Below are 19,379 nucleotides of genomic sequence, written 5' to 3'. Positions count from 1 at the left end.
GCCTTTGTCTTGCGCGGCGTAGTAGCCGGCGAACTGGAACTGGTGCAGCCATTTCAGCTGTACGGTGATGGGCTCGGCCGCGCCGGCGCCGCCCGCCAGCAGCAGGTTGGCCACGGCAGAAGCCGCCGCGCAGGCCAGCGCGGCAGCCCAGCGCGGGCGGCGCGGACCGGACGGCAAACTGGACTGAGGACGGCGATGCAGCAAGAGCTTCCCTTTCGCAAATGCGCACGGGGCGCGGCCCCGTTTTTCTCAGCCAACTATAGCATCGAAATTTTGCCTGTAGGGTTTACTTTATGGCCGCCAGGCACTAGCTATTTATTCACTTGCAATGTGCAAGCGAGCATTGCGGAGGGCACGCCGGCCTAGGCAAAGCTGCCGGCGAACTGGTAGCGGTGGCCGGGATGCCACATGGTGGCGATCGAGGCCACCTGGCCGGCCGAGCGGGTCTGGCGCTTGAGCACCAGGCAGGGCTGGCGGGTGTCGATGGCCAGCATGTCGGCGATGTCGCGCGGCGGGCTGAGCGCCTCGATGCTGTAGGTGGCCCCCTGCAGCGGCGCGGCGGCCATCAGGTATTCGTTGGGGGTGACGGCGGCGAAGTCCTGGCTCATGTAGAGCGGCGCGCAGGCCGGGTTGACCCAGCGGTCCTCGACCTGGATCGGCACGCCGTTTTCGAAGTGCACGATGACCGAATGGAACAGCACCGAGGCCGGCGGCAGTTCGAACTGCTTGGCCAGCAGGTCGCCGGCCTTGCTCTGTTCCAGCAGTTGCAGGCTGCTGCGGTGGGCGTGGCCGCGCGCGCGCACCTCGTCGGCGATGCTCTTGATTTCCAGCAGCGTGGCCTGGTATTTTTGCTGCGCCACATAGGTGCCGGAGCCCTGGCGGCGCGTCAGCACCTGCTCGGCGGTGAGCTCGCGCACGGCGCGGTTGACCGTCATGCGCGAGACGCCAAACTGCTTGACCAGCGCCTGTTCGGACGGGATCACGTCGCCTTCCTTCCAGGTGCCGGCGGCGATCTGCTCCAGCAGATGGTCCTTGATGCGCTGGAAAATGGGGGTGGTTTCGGCTGCCTGATGTTGGTTCATGGGATGATTTTAATTCAAAAGCAAGAGTCGGGGTGTGGCGATCTTGGCGGCTGGCTACCATGGCCCCATAATGAAACCACTACGGAGCAGTCATGGACACCACCTTCAACAATGACGACGAGCGCTGGGCCGCCGTGCAGCAGCGCGACGGCGAGGCCGACGGCCAGTTTTACTATTCCGTGCGCACCACCGGCGTCTATTGCCGCCCCTCGTGCGGTGCGCGCCCGGCGCTGCGGCGCAACGTCCGCTTCCACGCCAGCATGGCCGAGGCCGAGGCGGCCGGATTCCGGCCCTGCCTGCGCTGCAAGCCCGACCAGCCGCCGCTGGCCGAGCGCCACGCCGCCATGGTGGCGCAGATGTGCCGCCTGATCGACGAAGCCGAGAGCGAGCCGGACCTGGCCAGCCTAGCCGAGGCCAGCGGCATGAGCCGTTTCCACTTCCACCGCATCTTCAAGGCCCAGACCGGGCTCACGCCCAAGGCCTACGCGGCCGGCGTGAAGCAGCGCCGCATGCAGGCCGGATTGGCCGGCCCCGGCAAGCAGGCCAGCGTGACGGACGCCATCTACGCGGCCGGCTTCAACTCCAGCGGGCGCTTCTACGCCCAGTCGTCCGGCGCGCTGGGCATGACGCCGAAAGCCTACCAGGCCGGCGGCAGCGGCGCGGCGATCCGCTTCGCCGTGGCGCAGTGCTCGCTGGGCGCGATCCTGGTGGCCAGCACCGACAAGGGTATTTGCGCCATCCTGATCGGCGACGACCCAAACGAGCTGGCGCGCGACCTGCAGGACCGCTTCCCGAAAGCGGAGCTGATCGGCGCCGAACAGGACTACGAACGGGTGGTGGCCGCCGTGATCGGACTGGTGGAGGCGCCCGAAATCGGCCTGGCGCTGCCGCTGGACGTGCGCGGCACCGCCTTCCAGCAGCGCGTGTGGCAAGCCTTGCGCGAGATTCCGGCCGGGCAGACCGTCAGCTACGCCGAGCTGGCCGAGCGGGTAGGGCTGCCGAAAGGCGCACGCGCCGTGGCCGGCGCCTGCGCCGCCAACGCCATCGCGGTGGCGATCCCCTGCCACCGCGTGGTGCGCAACGACGGCTCGATTTCCGGCTACCGCTGGGGCGTGGAGCGCAAGGCCGCGCTGCTCGAGCGCGAGGGGGCGAAGTGAGCCCCCGCCAGCCCCGGGCCGCAGCCCCCGCGCCGGGCGCCTTCGCCGGCCTGTCCGCGCGCTGCCAAGCGCTCGACTGGCAGGACATCGCCGCAGACCTGGACGCCCACGGTTGCGCCATCGTTCCCGGCCTGCTGACGCAAGAAGAGTGCGTCCGCCTGGCCGGCGCCTACGCCAAGCCCGAACTGTTCCGCAGCCGGGTGGTGATGGAGCGGCACGGCTTTGGCAAAGGCGAATACCAGTACTTTGCCTATCCCTTGCCCGGTCCCATCGCCGAACTGCGCGCCGCCCTGTACCCGCCGCTGGCGCCCATCGCCAACCGCTGGTACGACGCCATGCAGCTCGAGCCGCGCTTCCCGCCGCGGCATGAAGACTTCGTGGCCCGCTGCCACGCCGCCGGCCAGGTCCGCCCCACGCCGCTGCTGCTGCAATACCGCGCCGGCGACTACAACTGCCTGCACCAGGACCTGTACGGCGAGCACGTGTTCCCCCTGCAAGCGGCGGTGCTGCTGTCGCAGCCCGGCGCCGATTATGAAGGCGGCGAATTCGTGCTCACCGAACAGCGCCCGCGCATGCAGTCGCGCGCCGAGGTGGTGCCGCTGGAGCAGGGCGGCATGGTTATCTTCCCGGTCTTCCACCGCCCTGTGAGCGGCACGCGCGGCGCCTACCGCGTCAACCTGCGGCATGGCGTGTCGCGCCTGCGCAGCGGCTCGCGCCACACCCTCGGCATCATCTTCCACGACGCAAGTTGAGCCTCAAGGCAACTCCCGGCCCGAAAACGGGTCGATCGAGTACGGGTGGCACTGGTGCAGGAAGCCTTCCTGCGACGCCACCCGCGCCACCCAGGCCGACACGTGCACGAACTCGGCCAGCGGCAAATTCGCCTCCTCCGCCCGGTGGGTGTACGCATACACCGACATATCCGCAATCGTATAGGCGCCGCCCGCGATGAACGGCCGCGTGGCCAGTTCGCGGTCCAGCATGCGCAGCGCGTGCAGTGAACCGGCGCGCCTCATCGCCACCAGCTCGGCGGGGCGGCGTTCCAGCTTGCCGGTCATGGTCCAGTGCCGCAGCGTGGCGATGGCGCCCACGTAGTCCTGCTCGAACGACAGCCACTGCATCACCTTGGCCAGGCCGAAGCCATCCTGCGGCAGGTAGCGCGTGCCCTGCGCCAGGTAGGCCAGGATGGCGTTCGATTCGGCCAGCACCCGGCCATCGTCCAGCCGCAGCGCCGGCACCGCGCCGGCGGGATTGACCGCCAGGAAGTCCGGACGCCGGCCTTCGCCCTCGAAAATACTGATGTACTCGGTGCGGTAGGGCAATTGCAAATGATGCAGCAGCAGGCGCACTTTCCAGGCGTTCTGGGAAGGCAGGTAGTCGAACAGGGTCAGCATGGTTACGCTCCAGGGGAAAACCATATTGGACCAGCTTGCAAATTTCGCTACACTCTCCTTCTTGCTGTTGAATTCACTCTGGAGATTGTTTAGATGCGCCCGACCACCCTGATGCTTGCCCTCTTCACCGCGCTGCCCCTGCTGGCCACCGCGGCCACCATCATCGACAACGCCAACGGCTACACGCTCAACGCGGCCGGCCGGCTGGTGAGGTTCGCCGCGCTGGCGTACGACGACGAAGGCAAGCTCATCGCGGTGGGCGGCAGCAAGGCGGTGGCGGCCAAGGCGCCGGCCGGCGCCACCCGGGTCGACATGCAGGGCAAGACCGTGCTGCCGGGCCTGATCGATGCGCACGGCCACGTGTTCGGCCTGGGCGCCATCGCCACCGGCGTGGAGCTGTACAGTTCCACCTCGCTGCCCGGCGCGCTGCAGGCGGTGGCCGACTTCAGCAAGGCCAACCCGCAGCGCGCCTGGGTGGTGGGCAACGGCTGGAACCAGGAGATCTGGAAGCTGGGCCGCTTCCCCACAGCGGCGGAACTGGACGGCGTGGTGGCCGACCGTCCCGCGCTGATGCACCGCGTGGATGGCCATGCCGTATGGGTCAACAGCAAGGCGCTGGCGCTGGCCGGTATCACCCATGAAACGCCCGACCCGGCCGGCGGCAAGATCGAACGCGACGAAATCGGCCGCCCGACCGGCATCCTGGTCGATGCCGCGATGGACCTGGTCAACAAAGTGGTGCCGGTGCCGACCGAGGCCGAGTCGCGCGCCTCGCTCGACGGCGCGCTGGCGCACATGGCCAAGGTGGGCCTGACCAGCGCGCACGACGCCGGCATCGGCGTTGGCGAAGACCGCCTGTTCCGCGCCTACGCCGACGGCGGCAAGCTCACCGCCCGCATCTATGCCATGATCGGCGACACCAGCGCCGACTTCGACCGGCTGGCCAAGGACGGCCCGCTGCAAAGCTATGCCGGCGGCATGTACGCGCTGTCGGCGGTCAAGCTGTACTCGGACGGCGCGCTGGGCAGCCGCGGCGCCGCGCTGATCGCGCCCTACAGCGACGCGCAGCATACGCACGGCCTGCTGTTCTACAAGAACGACGAGATGCTGGCCAAGATGGAGAAGGCCATGAAGGCCGGCTACCAGGTCAACGTGCACGCCATCGGCGACGCCGGCAACCACCAGATCCTGGACGCCTACGCCGAGCTGCTGAAGAAATACCCGGACGCCGCCGCGCAGCGCCACCGCATCGAGCATGCGCAGGTGGTGACGCCGGCCGACATCCCGCGCTTCAAGGCGCTGGGCATCATCCCGTCCATGCAGCCGACCCACGCCACGTCCGACCAGAACATGGCCGAGCAGCGCGTCGGTCCGCAGCGCATCAAGGGCGCATATGCGTGGCAGACCTTCCTCCGCCAGGGTTCGAAGATCGCCTGCGGTTCGGACTTCCCGATCGAGTCGCCCAACCCGCTGGCCGGCATCCACGCGGCCGTGACGCGCCAGGACGCCAGCGGCGCCCCGGCCGGCGGCTGGTACAAGAACGAAGCCATGACGCTGCTGCAAGCCTTCCGCTGCTTCACGCTGGACGCCGCCTATGCCGCGCGCCAGGAGAAGGACATCGGCTCGCTGGAAGCGGGCAAATGGGCCGACTTCATCGTCACCGACGCCGACCTGTTCAAAGTCCCGGCCGCCAACATCGGCAGGATCACCGTGCTGCAGACCTGGGTGGCGGGCAAGCAGGTGTACAAGAAGTAATTGGGGGTGGCATTGGGTGCGGCGCGCGGCGCCCGCGACGCTTCGCGCCCTGTCAAGGCAAGCTGTCGTGTGGCGTCGCGTCGCGCAGCAGTGTGAATATTGCAGACGCAAGCCGCTTGTATTGTTTGGCAGGCAATTCAGCCTGGGCTTTCGCGGCCCTATCCGGATGGCGACGGCTTGCCCCAAGGCTTCATTCACAAGGGGCAAATCCAATCAGGGGAAGGGAAGCGATATTTGTCAGACAGGGCTTGACTTGGTTGTATAGACAACTTATGCTGGGAAGATGCGCGGAGGGCGTGCGACGATCTTTTGCTCCTCCGCATCACCTGCAACCAAGGAGACGACATGAGCACTGCCCTCGCCAACGATCCACGTTTCGACGCCACCCGCAATATCCGCGCCCCGCGCGGCCCCGAGCGTGTCTGCAAGACCTGGGGTGCGGAAGCGGCCTATCGCATGCTGCAGAACAACCTCGACAACGAAGTCGCGGAAAACCCGCAGCACCTGGTGGTGTACGGCGGCATCGGCCGCGCCGCGCGCAACTGGGCATGCTATGACCAGATCCTGGCGTCGCTGAAGGCGCTGGAAGCCGACCAGACCCTGCTGATCCAGTCCGGCAAGCCGGTCGGCGTGTTCCAGACCCATGAGGACGCGCCGCGCGTGCTGCTGGCGAACTCCAACCTGGTGCCGAAGTGGGCCAACTGGGAACACTTCAACGAACTGGACCGCGCCGGCCTGTTCATGTACGGCCAGATGACGGCCGGCTCCTGGATCTACATCGGCACCCAGGGCATCGTGCAGGGCACCTATGAAACCTTCGCCGAAGCGGGCCGCCAGCACTTCGGCGGCGACCTGGCCGGCCGCTGGATCCTGACCGCCGGCCTGGGCGGCATGGGCGGCGCGCAGCCGCTGGCGGCCACCTTCGCCGGCGCCGTCTCGCTCAACATTGAATGCCAGCAGAGCAGCATCGATTTCCGCCTGCGCACCAAGTACCTGGACAAGCAGGCCGCCTCCATCGACGAGGCGCTGGCGCTGGTCAAGTTCCACACCGAACGCAAGGAAGCCATCTCCATCGGCCTGCTGGGCAATGCGGCCGAGATCCTGCCGGAGCTGGTCAGGCGCGCCAAGGAAGGCGGCCCGGTACCGGACATGGTCACCGACCAGACTTCGGCGCACGACCTGGTGAACGGCTATTTGCCGCGCGGCTGGAGCGTGGCGGACTGGAAAGCGGCGCAGCAGGACCCCGAGCGCCACGCGCGCCTGGTGGCCGCCGCCGCCGACTCCTGCGCCGCCCACGTGCAAGCCATGCTGGAGTTCCAGCAGCTGGGCGCCAAGGTGGTCGATTACGGCAACAACATCCGCCAGGTGGCCTTCGACCAGGGCGTGGAAAACGCCTTCGACTTCCCCGGCTTCGTGCCGGCCTACATCCGCCCGCAATTTTGCGAAGGCCGCGGCCCGTTCCGCTGGGTGGCGCTGTCCGGCGACCCGGAAGACATCTACAAGACCGACGCCAAGATCAAGGAACTGTTCCCGCACCACGCGCAGGTGCACCGCTGGCTGGACATGGCGCGCGAGCGCATCGCCTTCCAGGGCCTGCCGGCGCGCATCTGCTGGCTGGGCCTGGGCGAGCGCCACATCGCCGGCCTGGCGTTCAACGAGATGGTGCGCAACGGCGAGCTGAAGGCGCCGATCGTGATCGGCCGCGACCATCTGGACACCGGCTCGGTGGCCAGCCCCAACCGTGAAACCGAAAGCATGAAGGACGGCACCGACGCCGTCTCCGACTGGCCGCTGCTGAACGCGCTGCTGAACACCGCCGGCGGCGCCACCTGGGTCTCGCTGCACCATGGCGGCGGCGTGGGCATGGGCTACTCGCAGCACTCCGGCGTGGTGATCGTGGCCGACGGCACCGACGCCGCCGCCAAGCGCCTGGCGCGCGTGCTGGTGAACGACAGCGGCTCGGGCGTGATGCGCCACGCCGACGCCGGCTATGAAACTGCGGTCGCCTGCGCCAAGCGCAACGGCCTCAATCTCCCAATGATCAAGTAAGCGAGCACCCAATGACGCAAAGCCAAAGCAAAGCCTGGACCCTGAACCCGGGCAAGATGACCCTGTGCGAACTGCGCGCGGCCTGGAACGACTGCGCGCCGGTGACGCTGGCCGCCGAAGCCTATCCGGTGATTGAAGCGTCGGCCGCCGCCGTGCGCGCCATCGTGGCCAAGGGCGACGCCGCCTACGGCATCAACACCGGTTTCGGCCTGCTGGCCAAGACCCGCATCCCCGACGAAAAACTGGAACAGCTGCAACGCAACCTGATCCTGTCGCACTCGGTGGGCACCGGCGAGCTGCTGTCGGACGCGGTGGTGCGCCTGATCATGCTGATGAAGATCGGCAGCCTGGCGCGCGGCTACTCCGGCGTGCGTCCGCTCATCATCGACACCTTGCTGGCGCTGTACAACGCCGGCATCATGCCCGCCATTCCGGCCAAGGGTTCGGTCGGCGCCTCGGGCGACCTGGCGCCGCTGTCGCACATGACGCTGGCCATGCTGGGCGTGGGCCAGGTGCGCCACAACGGCGAGCTGGTGCCGGCGCTGGACGCGCTGAAGGCCGCCGCCATCGCCCCCGTGGTGCTGGCGGCGAAGGAAGGCCTGGCGCTGATCAACGGCACCCAGGTGTCGAACGCGCTGGCGCTGCACGGCCTGTTCATGGCCGAGCGCCTGCTGGAAGCGGGCATGGTCACCGGCTCGCTGTCGCTGGACGCGGCCAAGGGCAGCGATTCGCCGTTCGACGCGCGCGTGCACGAAGTGCGCGGCCAGCCGGGCCAGATCGCCGCCGCCGCCATCTACCGCGAGCTGGTGAGCAACAGCGCCATCCGCGCCTCGCACCTGGTGGGCGACGAGCGCGTGCAGGATCCTTACTGCCTGCGCTGCCAGCCGCAGGTGATGGGCGCGTGCATGGACATCATCGGCAACGCCAGCCGCACCCTGCTGATCGAAGCCAACGCCGTCACCGACAATCCGCTGCTGTTCCAGGAGGGCGACAGCGCCGTGGTGGTCTCGGGCGGCAATTTCCACGCCGAGCCGGTGGCCTTCGCGGCCGATACGCTGGCGCTGGCCATCGCCGAAATCGGCAGCATTGCCGAGCGCCGCATCGCGCTGCTGATCGACGCCACGCTGTCCGGCCTGCCGCCTTTCCTGGTGCGCGATCCGGGCGTCAACTCCGGCTTCATGATCGCCCACGTGACGGCAGCCGCGCTGGCGTCCGAGAACAAGTCGCTGGCCCATCCCGGCAGCGTGGACACCATCCCGACCTCGGCCAACCAGGAAGACCATGTCTCGATGGCCACCTACGCGGCGCGCCGCCTGGACGACATGGCGCACAATACGGCTGTCATCCTCGGCATCGAGCTGCTGGCGGCGGCGCAGGGCATCGACTTCCACCGTCCGCTGAAGACCTCGCCGCAGCTGGAACACGTGCACGCGCAGCTGCGCGCGCAGGTGCCGTTCTTCGACGCCGACCGCTTCTTCGCGCCGGATATCGAGGCGGCCAAGCAGATGGTGCTGAAGGGTGAGCTGAGCGCTACCTGCAAGAACCTGTTCACGCCGCTGCATCCGTAACGCGCTTCAGGGGGACGACCAGATGGACTTTCAATTCGCGGCAGGCAGCCTGCCCTTGCTGGTGTCGATGCCCCACGTGGGCACCGACATCCCGGACGATATCGCGGCCGGCTTCGCGCCGGCCGCGGCGGTCAAGACCGATACCGACTGGCACCTGGTGCAGCTGTATGGCTTCCTGCGGGAAATGGGGGCCTCGACGCTGGCGGCGCGCTGGTCGCGCTACGTGATCGATCTGAACCGTCCGCCCGAGAACACCAATCTGTATCCGGGGCAGGACACCACCGGCCTGTGCCCGGTCGACACCTTCGGCCGCGCGCCGCTGTACCCGGCAGGCGGCGCGCCCGATGAAGCCGAAGTGCAGCGCCGTTTGCAGCTGTACTGGAAGCCCTACCACCAGCAGCTGCGCGCCGAGCTGGACCGGCTGCTGGCCATCCACGGCCGCGTGGTGCTGTGGGACGCGCACTCCATTGCGTCGGTGGTGCCGCGCTTTTTCGAAGGCAAGTTGCCGGACCTGAATTTCGGCACCGCCGACGGCGCCGCCTGCGCGCCCGGCATGACCGACGCCATCGCCACGCTGGCGCAGGCGCACGGCGGCTACACGGTGGCCGTGAACGGCCGCTTCAAGGGCGGCCACATCACGCGCCACTACGGCAAGCCGGCGCACAACGTGCACGCGATCCAGCTGGAGATGTGCCAATCCACCTACATGGACGAGACGGCGCCCTATGGCTACCGTCCCGACCTGGCCGCGCAAGTGCAGCCGCTGCTGCGCCAGCTGACGCAGGCGGCAGCCGATTGGGCGGCCAAGGGAGCGCAAGCGTGAGCGCGTTGTTTGCAAAAAACGCCTTGCTGCCGTCCGGCTGGGCGCAGGACGTGCTGCTGCAATGGGACGCCGGCGGCGAGCTGATCGACGTTACGCCCAACGCCTTGCACCCGGCCGGCGTGGAGCTGGCCGAATACGCCATCCCCGGCATGGTCAACCTGCACTCGCACAGCTTCCAGCGCGCGCTGGGCGGGCTGACCGAGAAGGCGGGCGACGGGCCGGATTCCTTCTGGACCTGGCGCGACCTGATGTATCGCTTCGCCCGCAACATCACCCCCGCGCACATGGAAGCCATTGCCGCGCAGCTATTCAGCGAATGCCTGCGCCACGGCTACACCTCGGTGTGCGAGTTCCACTATGTGCAGCGGGCGCCGGACGGGGCCATGTACGCCAACGCCGCGGAAACGGCCGGGCGCGTGATCGCCGGCGCAAGGCTGGCCGGCATCGGCGTGACCATGCTGCCGGTGTTGTACAGCTACGCGGGCTTCGGCGAAACGCCGCTCAAGCCGGAACAGCTGCGCTTCAAGACCGACGCGCAGGACGTGCTGAAGATCATTGGCGAGCTGGAAGCGCTGCGCGACGCGCAAACCGAGGTCGGCGTGGCGCCGCACTCGCTGCGCGCCGCTTCCGTGTCCCAGATCAACGAAGTGCTGGCCGCCTTGCCGCACAATCGGCCGGTGCACATCCATATCGCCGAGCAGCAGGGCGAGGTGCGCCAGTCGCTGGACTTCAGTGGGCGCCGTCCGGTGCAATACCTGTATGATGAGGTGCAAGTGGACCGCCGCTGGTGCCTGGTGCACGCCACCCACCTGGTGGACGGCGAAGTGCAGGCCATCGCACAAAGCGGCGCCGTGGCGGGCCTGTGCCCGACCACCGAGGCCAACCTGGGCGACGGACTGTTCCCGCTGGAGCCGTTCCTGGCGCAAGGCGGCCGTTTCGGCATCGGCAGCGACAGCCATATTTCGCACAGCGCCGTCGAGGAACTGCGCTGGCTGGAGTACGGGCAGCGCCTGATGCAGCAGCGCCGAAATATCGCGGTGTCGGCGGTGCAGCGCAACGTGGGCGACTTTTTATGGCAGGGCGCCTTGCAGGGCGGGGCGCAGGCGGCGGGGCGCGCGGTGGGCGCGCTGGAAGCGGGCAAGCGGGCGGACATCGTCGTGCTCGACGACGGCCATCCGAACCTGTACGGGCTGGCGGCGGACGAAGTGCTCGGCACCCTGGTATTCAGCGGCAACGACAATCTGGTGAAGCATGTATTGGCTGGCGGCCAGTGGGTGGTGCGCGAGCAGAAGCACGCGGCGCAACAGGCCATCGCCGCGCGGTTCAAACAGACGCTGGCCGAACTGCGGGAGTTCAGGTAATGAGCAAGCTGATACAGTACGCAAGCCTGCACGCCACGCCTTGGAAGAACGGCGGCGGCAGCACCACCGAGATCGCCATCGCACCCAACGGCGCCACTTTCGACAACTTCGACTGGCGCATCAGCCTGGCCACGATAGCCCACAGCGGTCCGTTCTCGCTCTTTCCCGGCATCGACCGCACGCTGACGCTGGTGAGCGGGCCGTGCGTGGTGCTGGATGTGGGCAACGAGCGCCAGGTAGCGCTCAGCGAGCGCGAACCGGTGGTGGCCTTCCCGGGCGAGATCGCCGTGTCGGCCACCGTGGGCGACGGCCCCACCACCGATTTCAACGTCATGACGCGGCGCGCGCGCTGCAGCCACCAGCTGGAGCGGCGCGTGGTGCGCGACTTCTCCACGCTGGAGCGGCGCAGCCCCACCACCATCGTGTTCCTGGCCGAAGGCGAAAGCCTGACCATGATCAGCGCCGACGAGCGCGTGGCCATGGTGCGCTACGACGCGCTGGTGCTCAACACCGAGGACGTGTGGACCCTGGAGGCGTCCAGCGCCACGGTGTTCATCGTCGACATCATCCCCAACGAGGAAGAAGACGAATAATGACGTGGGACGTGTTGTACACCAATGTGCACCTGGCCACCATGGCCGGTGCCGAAGGCTACGGCGAACTGCGCAACGGCGCCGTCGCCGTCAAGGATGGCCGCATCGCCTGGCTGGGCAGTGCCGGCGATGCCGCAGCGGCCGGCAGCGCCGCCACGGTGCACGACGGCGCCGGCTGCTGGCTTACCCCCGGCCTGATCGACTGCCACACGCACATCGTCCACGCCGGCAATCGCAGCGACGAATTCGAGGCGCGCCTGAACGGCGCCACCTACGAGGACATTTCGAAGGCCGGCGGCGGCATCATGTCCACCGTGCGCGCCACCCGCGCAGCCACCGACGACGAGCTGTACGCGCAAAGCCTGCCGCGCATCGCCAGCCTGCTGGCCGAAGGCGTTACCACGCTGGAGATCAAGTCCGGCTACGGCCTGACACTGGAATCGGAAGCCAAGATGCTGCGCGTGGCGCGCCGCGTGGGCGCCACGCTGCCGGTGAGCGTGGCCACCACTTTTCTCGGCGCACACGCCGTGCCGCCCGAATTCGCCGGCCGCGCGGACGACTACGTGGCCGAAGTGTGCGCGATGATGCCGCTGCTGGCCGGCCAGGGACTGGTGGACGCGGTGGACGCCTTCTGCGAGCGCATCGGCTTCAGCAACGCGCAGACCGAGCGCGTGTTCCAGGCCGCCGCCGCCCTCGGGCTGCCGGTCAAGCTGCACGCCGAGCAGTTGTCGGACCAGCGCGGCGCCGAACTGGTGGCGCGCTACCGCGGCCTGTCCGCCGACCACCTGGAGCACCTGACGGCGGACGGCGTCGCCGCCATGCAGGCGGGCGGCACGGTCGCCGTGCTGCTGCCGGGCGCCTACTACTTCCTGCGCGACACCACGCCGCCCCCGGTGGCCGCCTTGCGCGCGGCCGGCGTGCCGATGGCGGTGGCCACCGACAACAATCCCGGCACCTCGCCGATGACTTCGCTGCTGCTGGCCATGAACATGGTCTGCACCCTGTGGCGGCTGACTCCGCTGGAAGCGCTGGCGGGCTGTACCGTGCACGCGGCCCGCGCGCTGGGCCGCCAGAACGATATCGGCACGCTGGAAGCGGGCAAGCGCGCCGACTTCGCGCTGTGGGACATCGCGCGTCCGGCCGAGCTGTGTTATTCCTTCGGCTACAACCCCTGCCGGGGCGTGGTCAACGGCGGCGTGCTGCGGGCGCCGGCGCTCTAAAATCCCGCCCGGGGGCGCTGGCGATCGTGTACATTAATACGATCACCAGCGCCCCTTCCCAGATCATCATGCGTCCGATCCGCCTCGCCGTACTGCTGGCCCTGAGCACCCAGGCCATCGCCCAGACCCCGCCGTCCCCGGTGCCGCCCAATCCGGATGTGCCGGTGGTCGCCACCACGCCGGCACAGCCTGCCGCACCCGGCGCGCCTGCCGCGCCGGTGGCCGCCGCCGCAGCGCCCAAGCCTTTCGCCGACATCGTCAAGGGCGCGCAGCGCCTGCCGGGTTTCTTGTCCCTGTACCAGAAGGACGAGAAAGTATGGCTGGAGCTGAAACCTGAGCAGTTCGACAAGCCCTTCTTCATGTCCGTGAATACCCCGAACGGCATCGGCGAACGGGGCGTGTACGGCGGCCAGATGACGCGCAGCGAAGTGGTCATGTTCCGCAAGATCGGCAGCCTGGTGCAGCTGATCGCGCTGAACACCGGCTTCCGCGCCACGCTGGGAACGCCGCAGGCGCTGGCCGTGTCGCAGGGCTTTTCGGACAGCCTGCTGAGCGCAGCGCCGGTGGTCAGCGCGCCCAATCCGCAGGGAAAAGGCATCCTGGTGGAAGCGAACGCGCTGCTGTTCACCGACATACCCGGCTACGCCACGCGGCTGGACTACGCCTTCCGCCTGCCGTACAGCCTGGACCCGCGCAACAGCAGCTTTAGCAACGTGCGCAGCGACGACGGCATGACCGGCTTCCACGTGAACGCGCACTACTTCGTGCCGCGCATCGCCGCCGCGCCGCTGATGCCGGTGCCGATGTATATGCCGCCGCCGTTCACGCTGCCCGACCCGCGCAGCATGTTCCTCGGCTTCTACTACAGCTTCATGCCGCTGCCCGCGCAGCCCATGCCGGCGCGCGCGGCGGACGACCGCATCGGCCACTTCGTCACCACCAGCCTCGATTTCACGGACGACATCAAGCCCAGCCAGGCCAGCCATGCGGTGAACCGTTGGCGCCTGGAGAAGAAAGACCCGGCGCTGGCCGTGTCGGAACCGAAGCAGCCTATCGTTTACTGGCTGGACAAGAACATCCCCGAGAAATACCGCGAATCCGTGAAGCAGGGCGTGCTGGCGTGGAACGCCGCCTTCGAGCGCATCGGCTTCAAGGACGCCATCGTAGTCAAGCAGCAGGACGCCAAGGACAATTTCGACACCATGGACGCGCGCCACGCTTCGGTGCGCTGGTACGTGGGCGTGGACGCCGGCTTCGCCATCGGTCCCCGCCAGGTGGACCCGCGCAGCGGCGAGATCCTCGATGCGGACATCGGCATGTCCGACGTGTTCGCGCGCGGCGCGCGCCGCATGGCCAGCGAGGACACGCGCTTCAATCCGGAAGCAGCGGACCATGCGCACGGGTACGCCGGCAATCGCACCGTCAACGGTATCCGCTGCGACTACGGCATGGAATCGGCCCAGGAAATGGGTTTCGCCATGGACCTGATGGAGGCGCGCGGCGACGTCGAGATGGACAGTCCGCAGGCCGAGGCGGTGGCGCAAGCCTATGTGCGCTCGGTCATCATGCACGAGGTGGGGCATACGCTGGGCCTGCGCCACAACTTCCGCTCGTCCACCATCTACAAGCTGAAGCAGCTGCAGGACAAGGCCTTCACCAGCAAGAACGGCATGAGCGGCTCGGTCATGGACTACACGCCGTTCAACCTGGCGGTGAAGGGCGAGCAGCAGGGCGAATACGTCACGTCCGCGCTGGGGCCGTATGACTACTGGGCCATCGAATACGCCTACAAGCCCATCGCGCCGGAGCAGGAGAAGGAGGAGCTGGCGCGCATCGCCAACCGCTCCAACGAACCGTTGCTGGCCTTTGGCACCGACCAGGAAGCCTATGGAGGCGTGTCCGACCCTGGCGTGAACATCTTCGACCTGGGCGACGATCCGCTGGCCTATTTCCAGAAGCGGCTGACCATGTCGCGCGAGCTGTGGGACCGCGTGCAGACGCGCCGCCTGAAGCCGGGCGAGAGCTACGAGTCGCTGCGCCGCAGTTTTGAATATGGCTTCTCGCAGTTTGCGCGGGTGATGCCGGTGGTGGTGAAGTATGTCGGCGGGGTGACGCACTTGCGCGACCACGCAGGCACCGGCCGCGCCACGTTCACGCCGGTACCGGTCGAGCGCCAGCGCGCCGCGCTCAAGCTGCTGACCAACAACCTGTTCCGCGCCGACAGCTTCAAGTTCACGCCGGACATGGTGAGCCGCCTGGGCGGGGACCAGCTGTTGAACCGCACGCGGCCCGATATCTCGATCGGCAGCTACGTGCTGTCGCTGCAGGCGGCCGCGCTGGACCAGCTGATGTCGGACCCGGTGGCGGGCCGCCTGCTCGACTCGCAGGAGAAGGTGGACCAGCCGAAGAAGGCGCTGGCGCTCGACGAGCTGTACACAACGGTGCAAGCAGCCGTGTGGAGCGAGCTGAAAACCGGCAAGGACATCGGCAGCATGCGGCGCAACCTGCAGCGCGAACACCTGAAGCGGGTGGCCACGTCGCTGCTGCGCTCCGCGCCCGGTGCGCGGGCGGACGCGCGCAGCCTGCAGCGGCAGCAGGCGCTGGCCCTGCAGCGCGACATACGCGGCGCCATGTCGGGTTCCATCAGCAACGAGGCGCGGGCGCACCTGGCCGAGAGCTATGAAACGCTGAGCCAGGCCCTCAAAGCGCCGATGCTGCGCACGGGCGCCTGACTTGCGGCGCCCGAGCGGCGGCGTGCGCGGCGCCAGCGATCTTTTCAGCGCGCCTGCCTGGCGGGCTGCCCTGCGTCCGAGCGGGCGCGCGGCTGGCGCCGGCCTATGCGCCGCGCTGCTCGCCGCCGCAGCGACGGCCGCCGCCGCGGCCGACGATGGCGTGCTGCGCGTCGGCTCCAAGCGCTTCACCGAATCCTACGTGCTGGGCGAAGTACTGGCGCAGACCGCCGCGCCGCACGTCAAAACGGAGCACAGGCAAGGGCTGGGCAACACCGCCATCGTGCTGGCCGCCCTGCAGGCCGGCAAGATCGACGTCTACCCCGAATACACCGGCACCATTGCGCTGGAAATCCTCAGGCGCGGCGCATCCGCGCCGCTGGAGCAGCTGCGGCGCGAGCTGGCGCCGATGGGGCTGGGCGCGGCGGTGCCGCTCGGTTTCAACAACACCTACGCCTTGGCTACGCGCGGCGACGCCGGAAGCGGCGCGCCGCGTACCTTGAGCGGCCTGGCGGGGCAGGGCGGCTACAAGTTCGGCCTGTCGCATGAATTCATCGGCCGCGCCGATGGTTGGCCCGGGCTCGCGCAACGCTACGGCCTGGCGCAAAAGCCGGTCGGCCTGGACCATGGCATCGCCTACGAAGCGCTGGCGCAAAAGCAGGTGGACGTGATCGACATCTATTCCACCGACGCCAAGATCAGCCAATACGGCCTGCGCGTGCTGGACGACGACAAAGCCTACTTCCCCCGCTACGACGCGGTCCTGCTGTACCGCTTGGACGCCGCCCAGCGTTTCCCTGCTGCCTGGCGCGCCATCCAGCAGCTGGAGGGCGCCATCCCGGCCGCCGATATGATCGCCATGAACGCCGCCGCCGAAGTCGAAGGCAAGAGCTTCGCAGCAGTCGCCGCCGCCTGGCTCGCCACCCGCGCCGCCAAGCCCGCCCGTCCCATGCCGGCCGGCAGCGCGCATGCCGCGCCGGGCGACGCTGGTGCCGCCGCCGCCGCCGCCGCCCCGTCCACCTCTGGCCAGCAGGCCGCAGGCTCGGCTTCGCGCCCCGGCCTGCTGGCCAAGATCTTCGACGCCAGCCTGTGGACCCTCACGCGCCAGCACGTCACCCTGGTGCTGCTGGCGGTGGCGCTGGCCTGCGCGGTCGGCGTGCCGCTCGGCGTGCTGGCCGCCTCTGTCCCGCGCCTGCGGCAAACGGTGCTGGCGCTCACCGGCGTGCTGCAAACCATCCCCTCGCTGGCCTTGCTGGCCATGATGATTCCCCTGCTGGGCAGCATCGGCACCGGCCCCGCGCTGGTGGCCCTGTTCGTGTACGCGCTGCTGCCCATCGTGCGCAACACCTGCACCGGCATCGGCCAGGTGCAGCCCGGCCTGAAACTGGCCGCACAGGCATTGGGACTGAGGGGATGGCACAAGCTGGTGCATGTGGAGCTGCCGCTGGCCATGCCGGTGATACTGGCGGGCGTGAAAACGGCGGCGGTCATGAGCGTGGGGACGGCCACCATAGCGGCCTTTATCGGCGCCGGCGGCTACGGCGAACGCATCACCATCGGCCTGGCCCTGAACGACAACGATATGCTGCTGGCGGGCGCCTTGCCCGCCGCCGCGCTGGCCCTGCTCACGCAAGGCCTGTTCGAACTGCTGGAGCGCCTGGCGGCGCCCGGGGGACGGATCAGTCGGTAGCCAGCTGGGACAGCGCGTCGCCGGTCACGCGGCAGATGCGCCAGTCCGGCATCACGGTGGCGCCCATGCCCTGGTAGAACTTGATGGCGTTCTCGTTCCAGTCCAGCACCGACCACTCGAAGCGGCCGCATTTGCGTTCCACCGCCAGTTGCGCCAGCGCCACCAGCATTTGCTTGCCATAGCCCTTGCCGCGGCAATTCTGCTTCACGTACAGGTCTTCCAGGTACAAGCCCTTCTGGCACAGGAAGGTGGAGAAGTTATGGAAGAACAGGGCAAACGTCACCACTTCGCCGTCCTCCACGCCCACGATCGCCTCGGCAGCCGGATGGTCGCCGAACAGGCTTTCATGCAGCTTGCGCTCGTCGGCCACCACCATGTGTTCCAGTTTTTCAAACACCGCCAGCTCAAAAATCATGCCGAAAATGGCGTTGACGTCTTCAGGCAGGGCGGGACGGATGGACAGGCTGTTTGAGCTCATGATGCTTCGAGGTTGCTTTCTAAAGGGGTTGATTTGGCGGGCGACGGCGCTTTCAGCGCCCAGGCCACGCTGGACAGGCACAATACCATGCCGAACCACTCCATGGCACCGGGCCGGTAGTGTTCCAGCTGGATCGACAGCAGCACCGAGATCACCGGCGTCACCACGCCGATGTACACCGCCTTCTGCGAGCCGATGCGGTGGATCAGCGTGAAATAGGCGCCGAAGGCGATCACGGAGCCGAACAGCGACAGGTAAATCAGGCCGGCCCAGTAGCTTGGGCGCGAAGGCAGGCGGAATTCCTGTCCGTTGAGCAGCGCCCAGCAGGCCACCGCCACGGTGCCCCAGAACATGGCCCAGGCCATGGTCAGGAACACATTCGACGATTCTTCGCGCACCTTCACCACCACCACGTTGCCGATGGTGCTGGCCACGGTGGCGCACAGCGCCAGCCCCAGGCCGAGCAGGAAATGGCCGCTGCCGCCGGACAGGATGTCCTTCCACGCGTGGTGGATGGGCTGGTAGAACAGCAGGATCACGCCGCAGATCGACACCGCCGCCGCATTCCACATGCGCCAGGTGAGCGGCGTGCCGAACATGAGCCGGTTGCAGATCGGGGTCCAGAACACCATCAGCACGAACAGCACGGCCACCAGCGCGGACACCAGGTACTGCTCGGAAGTATAGGTGCAGACATAGCTGATGGCGAAGGTGGCCACGCCCTGCAGCATCATCCAGCGCTGCACCTTCCACGGCATGCGCAGGCGGTCGCCGCGCAGCAGGCACCAGGCGAACAAGGTGGCCGAGGCCAGGCCGAAGCGGTACACAATGGAGACTGCGGGGGCGACGTCGCCCAGTTGCAGGGTGATAGCCCAGAAAGTGGAACCCCAGATCAGGCAGGCGATGGCGAAGAGGATAGGCGAGGACATGCGGGCAGTATACGGGCTTTCCCCGTGTCTTGCTCGGTACTAACTTTTGCCGGCCGGCTCAGTACGCCAGCTTCAGTTTGCGGTACAGGAAGCTCAGCACGAACAGCGGCCCGATCAGCAGGAAGCGCACATCGTCGAAAAAGGACGGCTTCTTGCCCTCGATCTTGTGGCCGATGAACTGGCCGATCCAGGCCAGCACGAAGATCGCGATCGACAGCGGCAGGATGGACGGCGGCGGCAGCACCGACAGCACGCCCAGCATGGCCAGCGACATCACCAGCATGCCGGCCGCGAACGGGATCGACAGCCGCACGTAATAGGCCAGCGACAGCAGCACCACGCCCAGCGCCGCCAGCGGCTGCAGGCACCAGATCAGCCCCAGCAGGGAAAATGCGATGGCCGGCACGCACACGAAATGGATGATCTCGTTGGTGTGGTTCAGGTGGCTTTCGCTATACTTGGCCAGCAGCACATCGATGGGGCGCGGTTCACTCATGCTCAGAATCTCCAGCATTGTTATTGTTCAGCACTACCGTCCGATTCTACACTGG

The 19,379-nt window shown here is 67.8% G+C and carries 16 protein-coding genes and 1 pseudogene; 11 read left to right on the top strand and 6 right to left on the bottom strand.

All coding sequences use genetic code 11. The features are described 5' to 3' along the window. Nucleotides 1-204 (bottom strand): annotated as a pseudogene (locus AC6H42_RS14580) (hypothetical protein); the annotation flags it as partial. Nucleotides 205-362: 158 nt separating this feature from the next. Continuing rightward, nucleotides 363-1,082, bottom strand: a complete 720-nt coding sequence (hutC, locus tag AC6H42_RS14575) for a histidine utilization transcriptional repressor HutC (protein ID WP_057153041.1) — start codon at nucleotides 1,080-1,082, stop codon at nucleotides 363-365. A gap of 92 nt (nucleotides 1,083-1,174) precedes the next feature. Between hutC and ada the strand changes: the two genes are divergently transcribed. Both ada and AC6H42_RS14565 read left to right on the top strand, forming a co-directional pair. After that, nucleotides 1,175-2,239, top strand: coding sequence for a bifunctional DNA-binding transcriptional regulator/O6-methylguanine-DNA methyltransferase Ada (gene ada, locus AC6H42_RS14570; protein WP_057153042.1), 1,065 nt, complete (start codon nucleotides 1,175-1,177; stop codon nucleotides 2,237-2,239). Beyond that, nucleotides 2,236-2,991 (top strand): 2OG-Fe(II) oxygenase, encoded by a 756-nt coding sequence (locus AC6H42_RS14565; RefSeq protein WP_497548353.1) that lies wholly within the window; start codon nucleotides 2,236-2,238, stop codon nucleotides 2,989-2,991. The genes ada and AC6H42_RS14565 overlap by 4 nt, the downstream gene beginning before the upstream one ends. Before the next feature lie 3 nt (nucleotides 2,992-2,994). On the opposite strand, the gene AC6H42_RS14560 is transcribed toward AC6H42_RS14565, so the two are convergent. Next, nucleotides 2,995-3,633 carry a glutathione S-transferase family protein gene (locus AC6H42_RS14560; protein ID WP_057153043.1) on the bottom strand — a complete coding sequence of 213 codons (639 nt, stop codon included), beginning with the start codon at nucleotides 3,631-3,633 and terminating at the stop codon, nucleotides 2,995-2,997. A gap of 93 nt (nucleotides 3,634-3,726) precedes the next feature. Between AC6H42_RS14560 and AC6H42_RS14555 the strand changes: the two genes are divergently transcribed. From AC6H42_RS14555 to AC6H42_RS14515, 9 genes are all read left to right on the top strand, one after another. Then, entirely contained in the window at nucleotides 3,727-5,388 is a 1,662-nt protein-coding gene (locus tag AC6H42_RS14555) for an amidohydrolase (RefSeq protein WP_057153044.1), read from the top strand. A gap of 345 nt (nucleotides 5,389-5,733) precedes the next feature. Further along, on the top strand, nucleotides 5,734-7,437 hold the full coding sequence (gene hutU, locus AC6H42_RS14550; RefSeq protein ID WP_057153045.1) for a urocanate hydratase: 1,704 nt from the start codon (nucleotides 5,734-5,736) through the stop codon (nucleotides 7,435-7,437). A gap of 11 nt (nucleotides 7,438-7,448) precedes the next feature. Then, nucleotides 7,449-9,005 carry a histidine ammonia-lyase gene (hutH, locus tag AC6H42_RS14545; RefSeq protein WP_057153046.1) on the top strand — a complete coding sequence of 519 codons (1,557 nt, stop codon included), beginning with the start codon at nucleotides 7,449-7,451 and terminating at the stop codon, nucleotides 9,003-9,005. Nucleotides 9,006-9,027: 22 nt separating this feature from the next. Then, a complete protein-coding gene (gene hutG / locus AC6H42_RS14540; protein ID WP_057153047.1) occupies nucleotides 9,028-9,828 on the top strand; it encodes an N-formylglutamate deformylase in 801 nt (266 codons plus the stop codon). Beyond that, nucleotides 9,825-11,189, top strand: coding sequence for a formimidoylglutamate deiminase (locus AC6H42_RS14535; RefSeq protein WP_057153048.1), 1,365 nt, complete (start codon nucleotides 9,825-9,827; stop codon nucleotides 11,187-11,189). The genes hutG and AC6H42_RS14535 overlap by 4 nt, the downstream gene beginning before the upstream one ends. Beyond that, nucleotides 11,189-11,782, top strand: coding sequence for a HutD/Ves family protein (locus AC6H42_RS14530; protein ID WP_057153049.1), 594 nt, complete (start codon nucleotides 11,189-11,191; stop codon nucleotides 11,780-11,782). The genes AC6H42_RS14535 and AC6H42_RS14530 overlap by 1 nt, the downstream gene beginning before the upstream one ends. Beyond that, nucleotides 11,782-13,002, top strand: a complete 1,221-nt coding sequence (gene hutI, locus AC6H42_RS14525) for an imidazolonepropionase (protein WP_497548352.1) — start codon at nucleotides 11,782-11,784, stop codon at nucleotides 13,000-13,002. Before AC6H42_RS14530 ends, hutI begins: the two co-directional genes overlap by 1 nt. A gap of 26 nt (nucleotides 13,003-13,028) precedes the next feature. Beyond that, the gene (locus AC6H42_RS14520; RefSeq protein WP_497548351.1) at nucleotides 13,029-15,734 is read left to right on the top strand and encodes a zinc-dependent metalloprotease; all 2,706 of its coding nucleotides are present in this window, start codon (nucleotides 13,029-13,031) and stop codon (nucleotides 15,732-15,734) included. 115 nt (nucleotides 15,735-15,849) lie between these two features. Beyond that, nucleotides 15,850-17,421 (top strand): glycine betaine ABC transporter substrate-binding protein, encoded by a 1,572-nt coding sequence (locus AC6H42_RS14515; RefSeq protein WP_497548354.1) that lies wholly within the window; start codon nucleotides 15,850-15,852, stop codon nucleotides 17,419-17,421. Here AC6H42_RS14515 and AC6H42_RS14510 read toward each other — a convergent pair. From AC6H42_RS14510 to AC6H42_RS14500, 3 genes are read right to left on the bottom strand one after another with little or no spacing between them, the layout of a single operon-like run. Then, complete coding sequence (locus AC6H42_RS14510; protein ID WP_057153051.1) at nucleotides 17,411-17,899, bottom strand: GNAT family N-acetyltransferase; 489 nt, start codon at nucleotides 17,897-17,899, stop codon at nucleotides 17,411-17,413. The genes AC6H42_RS14515 and AC6H42_RS14510 overlap by 11 nt on opposite strands. Then, a complete protein-coding gene (locus AC6H42_RS14505; protein WP_057153052.1) occupies nucleotides 17,896-18,828 on the bottom strand; it encodes a DMT family transporter in 933 nt (310 codons plus the stop codon). The genes AC6H42_RS14510 and AC6H42_RS14505 overlap by 4 nt, the downstream gene beginning before the upstream one ends. 58 nt (nucleotides 18,829-18,886) lie before the next feature. Then, complete coding sequence (locus AC6H42_RS14500) at nucleotides 18,887-19,324, bottom strand: Mpo1 family 2-hydroxy fatty acid dioxygenase (protein WP_497548350.1); 438 nt, start codon at nucleotides 19,322-19,324, stop codon at nucleotides 18,887-18,889. Nucleotides 19,325-19,379: the final 55 nt, after the last annotated feature.

It is taken from the genome of Massilia sp. NBRC 108631, assembly GCF_059704565.1.
This window is presented reverse-complemented; position numbering and strand designations above follow the sequence as displayed.

Coding starts and splice junctions, on each gene's coding strand:
- hutC (WP_057153041.1), bottom strand. CDS start 1,082: ATGAACCAACATCAGGCAGCCGAAACCACCCCCATTTTCCAGCGCATC.
- ada (WP_057153042.1), top strand. CDS start 1,175: ATGGACACCACCTTCAACAATGACGACGAGCGCTGGGCCGCCGTGCAG.
- AC6H42_RS14560 (WP_057153043.1), bottom strand. CDS start 3,633: ATGCTGACCCTGTTCGACTACCTGCCTTCCCAGAACGCCTGGAAAGTG.
- AC6H42_RS14555 (WP_057153044.1), top strand. CDS start 3,727: ATGCGCCCGACCACCCTGATGCTTGCCCTCTTCACCGCGCTGCCCCTG.
- hutU (WP_057153045.1), top strand. CDS start 5,734: ATGAGCACTGCCCTCGCCAACGATCCACGTTTCGACGCCACCCGCAAT.
- hutH (WP_057153046.1), top strand. CDS start 7,449: ATGACGCAAAGCCAAAGCAAAGCCTGGACCCTGAACCCGGGCAAGATG.
- hutG (WP_057153047.1), top strand. CDS start 9,028: ATGGACTTTCAATTCGCGGCAGGCAGCCTGCCCTTGCTGGTGTCGATG.
- AC6H42_RS14530 (WP_057153049.1), top strand. CDS start 11,189: ATGAGCAAGCTGATACAGTACGCAAGCCTGCACGCCACGCCTTGGAAG.
- hutI (WP_497548352.1), top strand. CDS start 11,782: ATGACGTGGGACGTGTTGTACACCAATGTGCACCTGGCCACCATGGCC.
- AC6H42_RS14510 (WP_057153051.1), bottom strand. CDS start 17,899: ATGAGCTCAAACAGCCTGTCCATCCGTCCCGCCCTGCCTGAAGACGTC.
- AC6H42_RS14505 (WP_057153052.1), bottom strand. CDS start 18,828: ATGTCCTCGCCTATCCTCTTCGCCATCGCCTGCCTGATCTGGGGTTCC.
- AC6H42_RS14500 (WP_497548350.1), bottom strand. CDS start 19,324: ATGAGTGAACCGCGCCCCATCGATGTGCTGCTGGCCAAGTATAGCGAA.